Genomic DNA, 15,251 nt, shown 5'->3' on the forward strand with positions numbered 1-15,251 from the left:
TCAGCGGTCATTAATAGTCGACATGCTTGTCATCGATTGGGCACCTGACTTTCCATGCGATTGGTACCCCTAAACCCGTGCAGGGTAACAGCCTTTGGCCTTAAGATTCACCCCTGCCCCACTTTAGGCGAAGCGCACCGATGAATCGTAACGACCTGCGTCGCGTAGACCTCAACCTGCTGATCGTGTTCGAAACGCTGATGCACGAGCGCAGCGTCACGCGTGCTGCAGAAAAACTGTTCCTCGGCCAGCCGGCCATCAGCGCGGCCCTCTCGCGGCTGCGCAACCTGTTCGACGACCCACTGTTCGTACGCACCGGCCGCAGCATGGAACCTTCCGCACGGGCCCACGAGATCTTCGCCTTGCTGTCCCCGGCACTGGACTCGATTTCTACCGCGGTCAGCCGTGCTGCCGAATTCGACCCCGCCACCAGCAAGGCGGTGTTCCGCATCGGCCTTTCGGACGACGCCGAGTTCGCCCTGCTGCCGCAGTTGCTAAAGCGCATCCGCGCCGAAGCACCAGGTATCGTGCTGGTGGTACGGCGGGTCAACTATCTGCTGATGCCCACATTGCTTGCCTCAGGCGAGATTTCCGTAGGTGTCAGCTACACCAGTGAACTGCCGGCCAACGCCAAGCGCAAGGTACTGCGCCGCAGCATGCCAAAGCTGCTGCGGGCCGACAGCGTGCCTGGCAGCATTACCCTGGACGACTTCTGTGATCGGCCGCACGCACTGGTGTCGTTTGCAGGTGACCTTTCCGGGTTTATCGACGAAGCGCTGGAAGAGATTGGTCGCAAGCGCCATGTGGTGCTGGCAGTGCCACAGTTCAACGGGCTGGGGAGCTTGCTGGCCGGGACAGATATCGTGGCGACGGTGCCCGACTACACGGCCGATGCGCTGACTGCGGCGGGTGGGTTGCGGGCCGAAGACTTGCCGATACCCGTGCGTAGTTTCGAGCTGCACATGGCTTGGCGTGGGGCGCAGGACAACGACCCGGCGGAGCGGTGGTTGCGGTCGAGGATACAGATGTTCTTTGGGGATCCTGATAGCCTGTAGGCAGCTTCGGCAAGGCTGTTCATCTAATCATTTCTGCTTTTTCATAGAGCATGGAGAATCATCCACTACCAGAGGATGAGGCTCCCTGGGGCGTGTCTGAGCGCGTGCCATCCCCCTGCCCCCGTATCTTTGCCTCAGGTCATCGGGATCGCCACGCATGTCGACAACTGCTCGATCGACTCACCGACGGCTCGTCCAGTGGCTCGCTGCGCCTGGGCGTACCCCAAACCATCAGTGATGTGCTGCTAATTGATGCCCTGCACCAGATCCGAGAAAGCTTCCCAGCGCTTAAAACCCAAGTGGTGAACGGTTGGGGCAGCAACCTGATCCCGCGCATGGAAACGGCAATGTAGCGGCGCAATGCCGGCAACCCAATACACTCATTAAAATTCTATTAACGCATAACGTAGCTTACGTTAATTCAATAAAACTGATAATTAGCTTAGAATCAAAAATACTTTTACAGCTAGCATTCATAAGAATACGGTCTCACAAAAGCTACCTCTCACACTGGGGCGCTACAGAACCCCAACAGGCTAACGCCTGCCATCTGCGCCCGTGATGAGAGCCCCATGACGCAACCTGCCGATACCCTCGCCTTATCCTGTTGTTCGCCAACCGCACCCTGCTCGACTCAGCTGCCGCCGCCCCATGGGCAAAGCTACATCTACTGATCTCCGGGGAGTTTTCATGACGCACACCACGACTATCCAGGTCAGCAAGCCCGCGCATCGCTCAGCAAAAAAGTGGTCAGCCCCAGACGTTTTACTGCGCCTGTTAAGCCCGCTGGCCATTTTGCTGATCTGGGAAATTGCCTCGCGCGCCGGGCTGATTCCAGCCCGGGTGATCGCCGCGCCAAGTGAAATCGGCGGCACGCTGTGGGAGCTGATCCGCAGCGGTGAACTGTTGCGACACCTGCTGGTATCCCTGCAACGGGCGGTCACCGGGTTAAGTATTGGCGTGGCCATCGGCGTGACGGTAGCGCTGATTGCCGGCCTGTCGAGGCGCGGTGAAATCGCCCTCGACTCACCGATGCAGATGCTGCGCACCATTCCGTCGCTGGCCCTGGTGCCGCTGTTCATCCTCTGGTTCGGCATCGGCGAATTCACCAAGGTAGCGCTGATCGTCATGGGCACGACCTTTCCGATCTATCTCAACCTGTTCGCCGGCATTCGCAATATCGACCCGAAACTGGTCGAGGCCGCCAACACCTTGGGGCTTAGCCGCCGCGAGTTGATCTGGCACGTGATCCTGCCTGGTGCCCTGCCGTCGTTTTTCGTTGGCCTGCGCTACTCGCTGGGCATTTCCTGGCTGGCCCTGGTGTTCGTCGAGCAGATCAACACCACCGCCGGCATCGGTTACCTGGCCAGCGACGCCCGCGACTTCATGCGCACCGACGTGATCGTCATCTGCCTGCTGATCTACAGCGTGCTTGGCCTGCTGATTGACGGCCTGATTCGCACCCTTGAACGCCTCGCCCTGGCCTGGCGGCCCTCTTTCGTAAGGACCTGATGCGATGAATGCGCAAAGCCAGTTCAACTATCAGCCAGCCGTGAGCCTACGCGGCGTAGTGCGCCAGTTCGGCGAAAATCGTGTCATCGATGGCCTCGACCTGGACATCGCGCCTGGCGAATTCGTCGCCCTGCTCGGTGCTAGCGGCTCGGGCAAGACCACCCTGCTGCGCGCCTTGGCTGGCCTTGATGCCATTGATGGCGGTGAACTGAACGCGCCGCAGGCACGCTCCGCCGTGTTCCAGGAACCGCGGCTGATGCCTTGGAAGCGCGCTTGGAAAAACGTCACCCTGGGCCTGCGGGTGAATAACCCCAAGGAGCGCGCCGTGCAGGCGCTTACCGAAGTGGGCCTGGCCCATCGCCTGGAGGCATTTCCAGCCACCCTTTCTGGTGGTGAATCGCAGCGCGTGGCGCTGGCGCGCAGCCTGGTGCGCGAACCCAAGCTGCTGCTGCTCGACGAACCCTTCGCGGCGCTCGATGCCCTGACCCGCATCCGCATGCACCGGCTGATCATCGACCTCTGGCAGGCCCATACCCCAGCGGTGCTGCTGGTTACCCACGACGTCGACGAAGCCATCCTGCTGGCCGACCGCATCATCGTGTTGCAGCACGGGCGCATCGCCGAAGAACTGCGTGTCGATCTACATCGCCCCCGGGACAACGGCCAATTGGGTTTCAACGCTATCCGCACACGCCTGCTGGCCTTGCTCGGTGTTGATAAGGACGACCCGGACGGCCTTGGCCGTGACCACAACCCGTTTATCGCGCCGGGCTATCCACTCAGCGCGATCGCCATCTAGCCGACACTTCCCCGGACAGACTTGCTGGCATCCCAAGCGATCCACTACCGCCTTGTCGCTGCTACGCACTGCCTTACACCGCACACCTGCAAACAGCTAGGTTCAAGCGGCGGCACCCATCAGACGCACAAACCCGTGCCTGCCATGCCCTGAAGGCATGAAGAAAACGCAATCGTTAAATGCTTCTCTCTAATATTAGATATTTGATTAAATCAGTTAATTACATAATTAGCTTAGAGCCAAAAAGACTTTCACAGCCGTTTCTTAGAAAGATATGGTTGATTTCAGACCGACCCCATTCCTGGCGGAGGACGTCCTTACGACCCACTCCAGGAGCAAGCAGCCCATGAAATCCCCGCTCACCACCAGTGCCCCAACGCTACAGATCGACGCCGACGTGCTGGTGATCGGTGGCGGCCTGGCGGGCACCTGGGCTGCGGTCGCAGCAGCCCGGGAAGGCGCGCGCGTGGTGCTCACCGAAAAGGGGTTCTGCGGCACCAGCGGTGTAACCGCCACGGCAGGGCCGGGGCATTGGTGGGTGCCGCCCGAGCAGCGTCAAGCGGCCATCGACAAGCGTATAGCCAGGGCCGCCGGGCTCGGCGATGCCAACTGGATGGCGCGCATCCTGGACACCACCTGGCAAACGCTACCGAGCCTCGACCGCCTCTATCACTTTCCAGAAAACCCGCAAGGCGAGAAGCAGTACCGCGCCCTGCGTGGCCCGGAATACATGCGTGCCATGCGTCAATTGGCGCTGGAGCATGGCGTCATCCTGCTCGACCACAGCCCTGCGCTGGAGTTGCTAAAGAACGGCAACGGCGAGCTGGCCGGCGCCCGAGGCCTGCAGCGCCAGCAGCAGCGTGAATGGGAGGTGCGGGCCCCTGCGGTGGTGCTTTCCACTGGTGGCTGTGCCTTTCACTCACGCCTGCTGGGCAGCCAGAACAACACCGGCGACGGCTACCTGATGGGCGTCGAAGCCGGTGCCGAGCTGTCCGGCATGGAGTTCTCCAGCTACTACTGCATTGCCCCGGCTGGCAGCAGCATGACCCGCTCGATGGTTTACACCTTTGGCCGCTATTTCGATGCCAGCGGCCGCGAATTACCGATCAGCCAGGGGCCCGATTTCAACGAATCGCTGGCCCGCGCCCTGCTTGAAGGGCCAGTGTATTGCCGCCTGGATCGCATTCCTCACGACATTCGCGCACGCCTGCCCTATGTGCAGCCGAACCTGATGCTGCCGTTCGACCGCTTAGGGATAGACCCCTACCGCGACAAGTTTGCCGTGACCCTGCATGGCGAGGGCACAGTCCGTGGCGTCGGCGGCCTGCGCCTGGTCGACGAACATTGCCAAACCCGCCTGCCCGGCCTGTTCGCCGCAGGTGATGCAGCCAGCCGCGAAAAAGTGACAGGCGCTATTTCTGGCGGCGGCGCGGTGAATTCGTCATGGGCGCTGTCCAGCGGGCAGTGGGCTGGCCGTGGCGCTGCGCTGCATGCCCGTCAACACCCGCTACGCACCGGCAACTGCTACGGCACCGCACGCGTCGGCCTGCTGCCTCTTGGCGACGACCGCCAAGGCAGTAGCGATCTGGTCAGCACCGTGCAGAACGAAATGCACCCCTACGACAAAAACCTGTTTCGTACGGGTACACAATTGCAGCGCTCCCTGGCCGAGCTGAGCAACAGTTGGGACCGCCTGCGTGAACAGCGTGGCGCCCGTGATCCAGCCGCGCAACTGCGCTGGCGGGAGACCGCCGCCATGCTCGCCAGTGCCCGCTGGTGCTATGGCGCGGCGCTGGAGCGCAAAGAAAGCCGTGGCATCCATCAGCGCAGCGATGTGCCCCAACAGCTTGCAAGCTTTGACCTGCATTTACGCAGCGGTGGCCTGGATGCGCCCTGGGTACGCCGCGATCCGCTGCAGGCCCACGCGCAGGTGCCGGCATGATCGAACTGATCCTCAGCGACCGTTGCGACGGTTGTAATCAATGCGTGGTCGCCTGCCCGACAGACGTGCTCGCGGTGGGTATCGACGGCCTGCCGACCATCGCCCGCCAGGCCGACTGCCAGACCTGCTTCATGTGCGAGTTGTATTGCAACAGCGACGCCATCTACGTGCACCCCGCCAGCGACCACGCGGTCACCGTCGACCCCGCGCAGATCCGCGCCAGCGGCCTGCTCGGCCAGTACCGGCGCGACTCTGGCTGGCACGAGTGGGCCGATGACCCGCGCTACACCAACCAGCACTGGCGCATGGAAGAAATCTTCGTCCTCGCCCGCAGCTTTTCGAAAAACTGACAGGAGACATTCCATGCTGATCCGCACGTTCATGACCAGCCTGCTCAGCGCCAGCGTACTGCTTGCAAACCTTGCCAGCGCCGCAGACCTGGAACCGCTGCGCGTGGCAAACCAGAAGTCCTCGCTCAAGGTGTTGCTCGAAGCCGCTGGCGAGCTGAACGATGTGCCTTATCGCATCGACTTCTCCGAATTCGCTGCCGCCGCCCCCCTGGGGGAGGCATTGAATGCCGAGGCCGTCGATATCGGCGCCCTGGGCGACGCGCCCTACGTGTTCGCCCTTGGTGCCGGCGCGCCACTGAAGACGGTCAGCATCACCCATGCCGACGGCCGCTTCAGCACCTCGATCCTGGTACCCAAGGATTCCCCCCTGAAAAGCGTGACCGACCTCAAGGGTAAACGCATCGTCACCAACCGCGGCTCCATCGGCCACTTCCTGGTGATCCGCGCACTGCAGGACGCCGGCCTGAAAACCAGCGACGTGACCTTCGTCAACCTGCTGCCCACCGACGCACGCAGTGCGCTGGAAAGCGGCAACGCAGACGCCTGGTCGACCTGGGACCCGTACACCACCATCGCCATCACCCAAAACGGCGCGCGCATCTTGCGCAAGGGTGACGACCTGCTGACCAACCACCTTTACCTCGCAGCCACCAGCAAAGCCATTGCGGACAAACGCCCGCAACTCGACGACTTCGTGCAGCGCATCGACCGCGCCTGGAGCTGGGTCAACAGCCACCCACGCGAATACGCCCAAGCGCAGGCCAAGGTCACCGGCCTGCCGGTTGAAGTGCATCTGGCCTCGGCCAGCAACACCGATTTCCAGCCCGTGGCCATTACCGACGCGGTCATCGCCAACCTGCAGAACACCGCCGACACCTATCTGGCCGAGGGCGTACTGACGCGGCCAGTGAATGTCAGCCAAGGTTTCGACAAGAGTTTCAACGCCAGCCGTCACCTGCAGGACAAGCAGCTGGCAGCCTCGACACAGAAGCAGCAATAAGCCTATTCAAATTCGGAGAGCCCGCATGAGCAAACGACAGATCAAACTCGGTGCAATGATTCACGGTGTCGGCCATGGTTGGGGCGAATGGCGCCACCCGGACGCGCTGGCCGATGCCAGTGTCAACTTCGGCTTCTACAAGCAGCAGGCGCAGTTGGCCGAGGGGGCCAAGTTCGACTTCGCCTTCATCGCCGACAGCCTGCATATTCATGCCAAGTCCAGCCCGCACTACCTCAACCGCTTCGAGCCGCTGACCGTACTGTCGGCGCTGGCGGCAGTGACTGAGCACATCGGCCTGGTCGCCACCGTGACGGTCAGCTACACCGAGCCGTTCCAGGTCGCCCGCCAGTTCGCGTCGCTGGATCAGATCAGCGGCGGTCGCGCCGGCTGGAACGTGGTCACCTCGTGGCTGTCCGGCACTGCCGACAACTTCGGCAAGGCGGAGCACCCACCGCATGCCACCCGCTACCGTATTGCCCGCGAGCATGTGAACGTGGTCAAAGGCCTGTGGGATTCCTGGGAAGACGATGCCTTTACACGAAACAAGCAAAGCGGCGAATTTTTTGACCCGGAAAAACTCCACGCCCTTAACCATCAGGGCGAGTTCTTCAAGGTCAAAGGCCCGCTGAACATCCAGCGCTCGCGCCAAGGCCAGCCGTTGATCTTCCAGGCAGGCACCTCCGAGGATGGTCGCAATTTCGCCGCGCAGAATGCCGATGCGATCTTCGTCAGCCCGGAATCCTTCACCGACGCCCGCACCTACTACGCGGACCTCAAGCAGCGTGCCGCCAAGGCCGGCCGCAATCCGGACGAGCTGTTCATCCTGCCCGGCATTCGCCCGATCATCGGCCGCGATGCCGAAGAGGTGGAAAGCCGCTACCAACAGGCTGTCGAGCTGGTGACCATTGAAGACGCCATCGTCGCCCTGGGGCGCCCGTTCAATGATTACGACTTCTCCAAACACGATCTGGACGCCCCCTTCCCCGACCTCGGCGACTTGGGCAGCAACAGCCAGAAAGGCGGCTCTGACCGCATCAAACAGCAGGCCCGAGAGGAAAACCTGACCCTGCGTGAAGTAGCCCTGCACTTTTCACGTCCGCGCCGTGATTTCGTCGGCACGCCAGAGGAAGTCGCCAACGCCTTGCAGGACTGGTTCGAAGACGGGGCAGCCGACGGGTTCATCATCAACTCGCTGCTGCCCGACGGCCTGGCTTATTTCGCCGAATACGTGGTGCCATTGTTGCAAGCCCGTGGCCTGGTACGACGAGAATACGACGGCAGCACCCTGCGCGAAAGCTTCGGCCTGGCGGTGCCCACCAACCGCAATACCCTGCGCCGTGCACAAGGAGAAGTGGCATGAGTGAATCGCTCAATGGGCTGCTGGCCGAACTGCACGCCGAGCGCGTGCGCACCTGGGCACCTGAAGCGCTGAAAGTGAACATCGACCAGCGCCAGACGCTGGTCGATGAAGCGCGCCATGACCAGTTCGTCAGGGCCGGTGACAGCATCGCGGCGTTCGAGATGCTCAAGGTCGAAGGCGGCTCGCTAAGCCTCGACCAACTGGTCGCCGATGGCCCTGCCGTGCTGGTGTTCTTCCGCTTTGCCGGCTGCCCGGCGTGTAACATCGCCATCCCCTACTACGAGCGCAACCTGCAACCGGCGCTGCAGGCGCGCGGCGTACCCCTGGTGGCAGTCAGCCCGCAGGTGCCGGAGCGTCTGGTTGAAATCAAGACCAGGCACAACCTGAGCCTGCAAGTCGCCAGCGACAAGGACAACGCCCTGGCCCGGCGCCTTGGTGTGCTCTATGAGTTCGACGAGGCTTCGCGCCAAGCTTCGTTGAGCAAGGGGCTAGGGATCGGCGAAGTTACCGGCACCGGGACGTGGGAGCTGCCGCAGCCAACCGTGGTGGTTATCGGCACGGACAAGCGCGTGCACTTTGCCGAGGTCAGCCCGGACTGGCTGGTGCGCAGTGAAGCGCAGGTGATTATTGATGCGGTGGATAGGGTGCTGAGTGTTAACGAGAATGTGTCGAGACGCGCCTGATTTGCGGGGATGGCACCGGCTTGGCCGGTGTTCGCGGGCAAGCCCGCTCCCACAGGGGAAAGCGCATTTTCTGTGGGAGCGGGCTTGCCCGCGAAGGGCTGCACAGCAGCCCCATTAGCTCCCCATAAGGCTTAACAGACTGGCATCTGCCCGATAACAAGCCACTCCCTCAACTGAAAAGGATGCGGCCAATGCGCGCGCAAGGATTCGTTCGTCCCGAAAATCGTCTTCCCTACGCCCTGTCGCTGCTCTGCCTGGCACTACCAGCAAGCTCCTGGGCCGAGGACACCGTACTCGACACGGTATCGGTGATCTCCACCGGCAACCGCAGCAACACCCTGACCGTGGCCGACAGCCCATCGCCCATCGATATCATCAGCGGCGAGCAAATCCGCAATACCGGCAAGGCCAGCTTGCGCGAGGCCCTTGGGCGTATCGTGCCATCGTTCAACGCACCGGCTCAGTCAGGTGGCGGCACCTCCAACTCGGTGCGCCCGGTGTCGATCCGTGGCCTGTCTGGCGACCACCTGCTGGTGCTGGTCAACGGCAAGCGTCGTCATAACACCGCCGTCTACAACAACTTTGCGCGTATCGCCAGCGGCAGCGTACCGGTGGATCTCGATCTGATCCCCACCTCGGCCATCGAACGTATCGAATTGCTGCGTGACGGCGCCTCGGCGCAATATGGCTCCGACGCCATCGCCGGGGTGCTCAATATCATCCTCAAAAGCCAGGCCAGCGGTGGCAGTGCCAGCGTCACCGTCGGCCAGCAGGAGGACAAACCCGGTGACCTGACCCAGACCGGCATCAACAGCGGTTTCGGCCTTGGCGACAACGGCGGTTTCTTCAACACTTCGCTGGACATCCGCCTGCAAGGGCCCTCCTATGCCGCTGGCGATGCCCAAGGGGCGTGGTACTACCCGGTACTCAACGGCCAGTCAGTGCCGTTCGGTACGCCAGGCGCAGCGGCCGACCCGCGCGAGGATTCGGTCGATCGGCTGCTGGAGAAAGGCTATGGCCGCTCCAACCGCGACGAAGTCTACAACCTCTCCTACAACGCCGAACTGCCCATCAACGATGACCTGACGCTGTACTCGTTCTCAACCTACAGCGACCGCAGCATCGTCGACACTCGTGGTAGCTTCCGCGCCACCAGCGTCTCGTCGATCCCGCAGATCTACCCAGACGGTTTCCATGCACAGCGGCTGATCGACGAAAAGGACTTCCAGGTCGCCGTTGGCGGCAAAGGCGACCTCGCCGGCTGGGCCTACGACCTGTCCACCACCTACGGCAAGGATGATGTGCGCCTGGGCGCGCAAAATACCCTCAACGCGTCCATTGGCCCGGCCAGCAAGACCTCGTTCTACCTCGGCGCCCAGGAGTTTCAGCAGTGGACCACCAACCTCGACTTCACCCGGCCCTTCGAGATTGGCTTGCCCAAACCCCTGCAACTGTCAGCGGGTATCGAACACCGCTGGGAAAAATACCTGCAAGGCGCCGGCGAACCTGATTCCTACCGCGACGGCGGCTACGTCTACCCCGTTGGCCATCCACGCGCAGGGCAACAGCCCTCGCCGGGCCTGCAATCGTTCACCGGCACTGCGCCTGGCGATGCCGGCTCACTGGACCGCGACAGCTACGCCTTCTATATCGACGCCGGCAGCAACCTCACCGAACGCCTGTACACCAGCGCCGCGTTTCGCTTCGAGCACTACGATGACAGCTCCGGCAACACCGTCAGCGGCAAGCTCGCCAGCCGCTATGAGTTGGCGCCAGGCCTGGCCCTGCGCGGCACCTTCAACACCGGCTTTCGCGCGCCGTCGCTGGCCCAGCAAATTTTCTCGGTCACGCAGAACACCGGCGTGCTCCAGGCCGACGGCACCACCCGCATCATCCAGGCCCGCTACCTGCCACCGGGCAGCGCCGAGGCTCAAGCCCTTGGCAGCAAGGACCTGGAGCCGGAGAAGTCGACCAACTTCAGTATCGGCCTGTCCTGGGAGCCGACTCGCAATGCCCGCGTCGCCCTCGATGCCTACCGCATCGAAATCAAGGATCGTATCGTCAAAAGCGAGATCATCCAGGTCAGCGACGCCTACTCCGCGCAGTACAACCTCAATGGCGTCGACAGCCGAACCGATGGTATTGACCTGGTCAGTGAACTGCACAGTGACTACGGCCGCTTTGGCCAGGTGCGTTGGTCGGCGCTGTACAGCTACAACCGCACCACCATCCGAGACATCAAGGAAAGTGGCGCGGCGGCCCTGCTTGGTAGCAACTACGTGACCTTCGGCCACCAGGCACAAACCGACCTGACCGAGGGCAGCCCGCGCGACAAGCTGGTGCTCGGGAGCAACTGGCGTGTCGGCGATTTCATCACCGACCTGCAACTGACCCGCTACGGCAAGTACACCGAGGCTGGCACAACGGCTGCGGCCGACAAGCAGTTCAGCGCCAAGTGGATCACCGACCTCGATATCACCTACCTGATCACCGACAACCTGTCGGCCGCTATTGGCGCCAACAACCTGTTCGGCGTACGCCCCGACAAACAATCGCCAAACCTGGTGCGGACCAACCTGGCGGGTAACCCAACCGAAATCAACAACCTCGATGAGTACGGCGCATTCAGCCCCTACGGCCTCAACGGCGCCTTCTATTACGCACGCCTTTCCTACGACTGGTAACCACAAGAGGACAGCAACATGCCTGCAGAAAACGTTGTCGCACTCACCGAAGCACTCAAAGTCACCCAATTGGAACCCACCGTCGGCGCCGAAATCAGCGGCGTCGACCTGAGCAAGCCGCTCTCCCCGTCGCAGCGCGATGAAATCCACGCCCTGCTGCTCAAGCACAAGGTGCTTTTCTTCCGCGACCAGCACATAAACAGCGAACAGCAGATCGCCTTCGCCGCCCAGTTTGGCGAGTTGTACGAACACCCCACCACCCAAAAGCACGACAGCAACAAGCCCCAGGCCCACCTGATCCTTGCCAAGGAAGCGCGTGAGGCTTACGGCAACGCACCCAAGGGCCGCTGGCACACCGACACCAGTTGGCTGCTCCAGCCGACCTACGGCGCGGTGCTGCGCGCGGTATCGCTGCCTGAGCTGGGGGGCGATACGGTCTGGGCCGATGCAGGCCTGGTCTACCGCGGCCTGTCCGATGAGCTCAAGGCGCGCATCGACAACCTCTTCGTCACCCACAACTTCAAGGCGTCGCTGGACAAGGTCGGCTATGCCTACCCGATCCTTGCCCACCCACTGGTGCGCACCCACCCGGAAACCGGCGAAGACGCCCTGTTCATCAACTTCTCCATGTCACCCCAGGTGATTGGCTGGTCGGTTGAGGAAAGTCGCACGCTGGTCGCCGAGCTGCTAAAGGCGTTCAGCAACCCCGAGTATCAGGTGCGTTTCAAATGGACGCCAGGCACGGTCGCCTTCTGGGATAACCGCGCGCTGCTGCATTACCCGGTCTACAACTACGGCGACTTCGAGCGTGCGATGGAGCGGGTGTTGATCGCCGACAACGACATCCCCCATCGCGTGCGCAAGCAGGAGGCCGTGTGATGGGGCGAAAGCTGCACTTGGCGCTGTTCGTCACTCAAGCGGGCTCGCACCTGGCAGGATGGCGCCATCCCCAGGCCGAAATCGGCAATGCGCTGGATGTTCGCTACTACCAGCGCATTGCCGAGCAGGCCGAGGCCGCCAAGCTGGACATGCTCTTCGTCGCAGACAAACTCGCGCTGGACGACATACACGGCGGTAATTTCGACGCCGCCGTGACCTGGCGCCCCAATGGCTCGCCAGAACCGTTGGCACTGCTCTCGGCGCTCAGCGTGCTGACCTCACGCATCGGATTGGGCGCGACCATTTCCACCAGCTACCACCCGCCATTCCACGTCGCCCGTCAGTTCGCCACGCTGGATCATTTCAGCCATGGGCGGGCGGCGTGGAATGCGGTGACCTCGGTCAACGATGGCGAAGCGCGAAACTTCAGTCTCGATCAGCACCTCGGCCATGCCGAACGCTATGCCAAGGCCGAGGAGTTTCTCGATGTGGTGCGCAGCCTCTGGGACACTTGGGCAGACGATGCCCTGCTACTGGACAAAAGCAGCGGGCGTTACGCCGACGCCAGCAAAATCCACTACGCCGAGCACCGAGGCGAGCACTTCAAGGTGCGCGGCCCGCTTAACCTGCCGCGCCCGCCACAAGGCCATCCGGTGCTGATCCAGGCAGGCGTGTCGTCGGCATTCCAGTCCCTGGCGGCACGTAACGCCGAGGTGATCTTCCCGGTGCAGTCGACCCTGGAGAAAGCCAAGGCCTTCTACCGCGAGTTCAAGCAGCAGGTGGTGGCGGCGGGCCGCAGCGTCGAGGCCGTCAAGGTGCTGCCTGGCTTGTACCCGATCATCGCTGACACCGATGAGCAGGCCCAGGCGCTGGCCGCCGAGCTGGACGAGTTGGTCCTGCCCATCGCCGGCCTGGCGTTCATGTCGGCAAGCATGAACTACGACCTGGCGCAGCACGACCCGAAAGCACCGGTGCCGGATATCCGCGAGCATATCCGCGGCAGCAAGGGCCGTTTCGACGTGGTGATCGGCAATGCCATCGAAGCCGGGTGGAGCCTCGAACAGCTGGGCCGCTGGTACGCCTCCAGCCTCGCCTTCGCCAAGTTCATCGGTTCGCCGCAAACCGTCGCCGATCAGATCCAGCAATGGTTCGACGAACACGCCGCCGATGGCTTCGTGGTGATGCCGCCGTACATGCCCGGTGGTGCTGAGCGCTTCCTCCAGCAGGTGGTGCCGGAGCTGCAGCGGCGCGGGATATTCCGTACGGAATACCAGGGCAGCACCTTGCGAGATCACTTGGGTCTGGAAAAACCCCAACGAACAGGAGCTGCGCATGGTCATGCAGCTCTCCGGCGCGGCCAGCCTTGCTGACATCCGCACCACACCTCTGAACAAAGGATAACCACATGACTCAGCGCAAACTGCACCTTGGCGCCATTCTCACCGGCGTGGGTACTACCCAGCACGAATGGCTACACCCAGAGATACCTGGCGATGCCAGCATCGATATCGACTGGTACAAGCAACAGGCGCGCGCCGCCGAAGCGGCCAAGTTCGACTTCGTGTTCATCGTCGACAGCCCGTACATCACCCCCGAGTCGGCGCCGCACTTTCTCAACCGCCTGGAGCCGTTGACCCTGCTGTCGGCGCTGGCGGGGGCCACCGAGCGCATTGGCCTGGTCGCCACCCTGACTACCTCATACACCGAACCCTTCAACGTCGCTCGCCAGTTTGCCTCGCTGGACCATATCAGCCATGGCCGCGCCGGCTGGAATGTGGTCACCACCGGCCTGGAGGGTGCCGCCGGCAACTTCGGCCGCGAGCAGCATATCGACCACGGCGAACGCTACCGCCGCGCCCATGAACATGTCGCCGTGGTGCAAGGCTTGTGGGATTCCTACGAGGATGACGCCTTCCCCCGCGATAAAGCCAACAAGCGCTTCCTCACCGCCAGCAAACAGCATCGCCTGGACCACCAAGGCGAGTTCTTCTCGGTCACAGGGCCGTTGAACATTTCCCGCTCGCCCCAGGGCCAGCCGGTGATCTTCCAAGCCGGGGTTTCTGAATCGGGTCGTGGCCTGGCGGCGCAGATCGCCGAAGGCATCTTCGCGGGCGTCGACAACTTCGAAGACGCGGTCGAGTACTACGCCGACATCAAACGGCGCACCGCCGAGGCTGGACGCAACCCCGATCACGTGCTGTTGTTCCCCGGCATCGACCCGATCATTGCCGATACCGACGAGCAGGCTCAGGCCATCGAACGCGAACGCAAGGGCGAGCTGGACCTCCACAAGGCGCTGGTGCAACTGGGCCGCCCGTTCAGCTACCACGACTTCAGCCAGTACGACCTTGACGCGCCCTTCCCGCAACTGGGCGACCTGGGCAGCAACGGCTACCGTGGCCACGCTGAGCGCATCAAACGCGTGGCTGCCGAACAGAACCTGACCCTGCGCCAGGCGGCCCTGCGCTTCGGCCAGCCCTACTCCAACTTTGTCGGCTCACCGCTGACCGTGGCCAACGAAATCGAACGCTGGTTCCGCGAGGGTGCCGTGGACGGCTTCAACATTCATGTGGGCGCACCGAGCGACTTCGCCCGTTTCACCCACGAGGTGCTGCCGATCCTGCGCGAGCGCGGGCTGTTCCGTAGCGAGTATGAGGCCCGTACATTGCGCGGGCATCTCGGGCTGGAAGTACCGCAGAACCGCCATGCGTCATCGCCTCAGCACACCAACGAACGCATTGGGGACACGGTGTGAGCCTTATGCTATCCGCTTTCGCCCGCTCTCATAGAACTTCAGGTAACTAACTGATTTAGCAGGGACCCTGTGGGAGCGGGCGTGCCCGCGAACACCGGCGCAGCCGGTGCCATGCACCGTGTTGGATTCTTCGCGGGCGCGCCCGCTCCCACAGGGTATGCGGGCCGCTTGCGAACTCAGTTCTCTGCGCTGTCGCGCAGAGAACTGATGCTGGCAGGCGCTCCGCGTACCC

General features: G+C 62.6%; 12 protein-coding genes. All 12 read left to right on the forward strand.

Features of this window, described 5'->3' with window-relative positions; genetic code table 11:
• Positions 1–140: 140 nt before the first annotated feature.
• Positions 141–1,055, forward strand: coding sequence for a LysR family transcriptional regulator (locus tag ACQKPZ_RS02685; protein WP_427535407.1), 915 nt, complete (start codon positions 141–143; stop codon positions 1,053–1,055).
• A 690-nt stretch (positions 1,056–1,745) separates the two neighbouring features.
• Positions 1,746–2,567 carry an ABC transporter permease gene (locus ACQKPZ_RS02690; protein ID WP_427535409.1) on the forward strand — a complete coding sequence of 274 codons (822 nt, stop codon included), beginning with the start codon at positions 1,746–1,748 and terminating at the stop codon, positions 2,565–2,567.
• 4 nt (positions 2,568–2,571) lie between these two features.
• Positions 2,572–3,366 (forward strand): ABC transporter ATP-binding protein, encoded by a 795-nt coding sequence (locus tag ACQKPZ_RS02695; protein ID WP_427535410.1) that lies wholly within the window; start codon positions 2,572–2,574, stop codon positions 3,364–3,366.
• Positions 3,367–3,712: 346 nt separating this feature from the next.
• Positions 3,713–5,308 carry an FAD-dependent oxidoreductase gene (locus ACQKPZ_RS02700; RefSeq protein ID WP_427535412.1) on the forward strand — a complete coding sequence of 532 codons (1,596 nt, stop codon included), beginning with the start codon at positions 3,713–3,715 and terminating at the stop codon, positions 5,306–5,308.
• Complete coding sequence (locus ACQKPZ_RS02705) at positions 5,305–5,658, forward strand: 4Fe-4S binding protein (RefSeq protein ID WP_427535413.1); 354 nt, start codon at positions 5,305–5,307, stop codon at positions 5,656–5,658. The genes ACQKPZ_RS02700 and ACQKPZ_RS02705 overlap by 4 nt, the downstream gene beginning before the upstream one ends.
• A gap of 16 nt (positions 5,659–5,674) precedes the next feature.
• Positions 5,675–6,658 carry an ABC transporter substrate-binding protein gene (locus ACQKPZ_RS02710; protein ID WP_427535433.1) on the forward strand — a complete coding sequence of 328 codons (984 nt, stop codon included), beginning with the start codon at positions 5,675–5,677 and terminating at the stop codon, positions 6,656–6,658.
• Positions 6,659–6,683: 25 nt separating this feature from the next.
• Positions 6,684–8,018, forward strand: coding sequence for an LLM class flavin-dependent oxidoreductase (locus ACQKPZ_RS02715; RefSeq protein WP_427535414.1), 1,335 nt, complete (start codon positions 6,684–6,686; stop codon positions 8,016–8,018).
• Positions 8,015–8,701 carry a peroxiredoxin-like family protein gene (locus tag ACQKPZ_RS02720; protein WP_427535416.1) on the forward strand — a complete coding sequence of 229 codons (687 nt, stop codon included), beginning with the start codon at positions 8,015–8,017 and terminating at the stop codon, positions 8,699–8,701. Before ACQKPZ_RS02715 ends, ACQKPZ_RS02720 begins: the two co-directional genes overlap by 4 nt.
• Positions 8,702–8,892: 191 nt before the next feature.
• On the forward strand, positions 8,893–11,385 hold the full coding sequence (locus tag ACQKPZ_RS02725) for a TonB-dependent receptor plug domain-containing protein (RefSeq protein WP_427535418.1): 2,493 nt from the start codon (positions 8,893–8,895) through the stop codon (positions 11,383–11,385).
• Positions 11,386–11,403: 18 nt separating this feature from the next.
• Positions 11,404–12,264 (forward strand): TauD/TfdA dioxygenase family protein, encoded by an 861-nt coding sequence (locus ACQKPZ_RS02730; RefSeq protein ID WP_427535419.1) that lies wholly within the window; start codon positions 11,404–11,406, stop codon positions 12,262–12,264.
• Positions 12,264–13,634 (forward strand): LLM class flavin-dependent oxidoreductase, encoded by a 1,371-nt coding sequence (locus ACQKPZ_RS02735; RefSeq protein WP_427535420.1) that lies wholly within the window; start codon positions 12,264–12,266, stop codon positions 13,632–13,634. Before ACQKPZ_RS02730 ends, ACQKPZ_RS02735 begins: the two co-directional genes overlap by 1 nt.
• Positions 13,635–13,669: 35 nt before the next feature.
• Positions 13,670–15,019 carry an LLM class flavin-dependent oxidoreductase gene (locus tag ACQKPZ_RS02740; protein WP_427535421.1) on the forward strand — a complete coding sequence of 450 codons (1,350 nt, stop codon included), beginning with the start codon at positions 13,670–13,672 and terminating at the stop codon, positions 15,017–15,019.
• Positions 15,020–15,251 lie beyond the last annotated feature (232 nt).

The organism is Pseudomonas sp. NPDC089547, from assembly GCF_050280665.1.
Classification (GTDB): Bacteria; Pseudomonadota; Gammaproteobacteria; order Pseudomonadales; family Pseudomonadaceae; genus Aquipseudomonas.

Excerpts from the sequence above, each read along its gene's own strand:
- ACQKPZ_RS02690 (WP_427535409.1), top strand. The coding sequence starts at position 1,746 with ATGACGCACACCACGACTATCCAGGTCAGCAAGCCCGCGCATCGCTCA.
- ACQKPZ_RS02735 (WP_427535420.1), top strand. The coding sequence starts at position 12,264 with ATGGGGCGAAAGCTGCACTTGGCGCTGTTCGTCACTCAAGCGGGCTCG.
- ACQKPZ_RS02705 (WP_427535413.1), top strand. The coding sequence starts at position 5,305 with ATGATCGAACTGATCCTCAGCGACCGTTGCGACGGTTGTAATCAATGC.
- ACQKPZ_RS02730 (WP_427535419.1), top strand. The coding sequence starts at position 11,404 with ATGCCTGCAGAAAACGTTGTCGCACTCACCGAAGCACTCAAAGTCACC.
- ACQKPZ_RS02685 (WP_427535407.1), top strand. The coding sequence starts at position 141 with ATGAATCGTAACGACCTGCGTCGCGTAGACCTCAACCTGCTGATCGTG.
- ACQKPZ_RS02695 (WP_427535410.1), top strand. The coding sequence starts at position 2,572 with ATGAATGCGCAAAGCCAGTTCAACTATCAGCCAGCCGTGAGCCTACGC.
- ACQKPZ_RS02700 (WP_427535412.1), top strand. The coding sequence starts at position 3,713 with ATGAAATCCCCGCTCACCACCAGTGCCCCAACGCTACAGATCGACGCC.
- ACQKPZ_RS02725 (WP_427535418.1), top strand. The coding sequence starts at position 8,893 with ATGCGCGCGCAAGGATTCGTTCGTCCCGAAAATCGTCTTCCCTACGCC.
- ACQKPZ_RS02740 (WP_427535421.1), top strand. The coding sequence starts at position 13,670 with ATGACTCAGCGCAAACTGCACCTTGGCGCCATTCTCACCGGCGTGGGT.
- ACQKPZ_RS02720 (WP_427535416.1), top strand. The coding sequence starts at position 8,015 with ATGAGTGAATCGCTCAATGGGCTGCTGGCCGAACTGCACGCCGAGCGC.
- ACQKPZ_RS02715 (WP_427535414.1), top strand. The coding sequence starts at position 6,684 with ATGAGCAAACGACAGATCAAACTCGGTGCAATGATTCACGGTGTCGGC.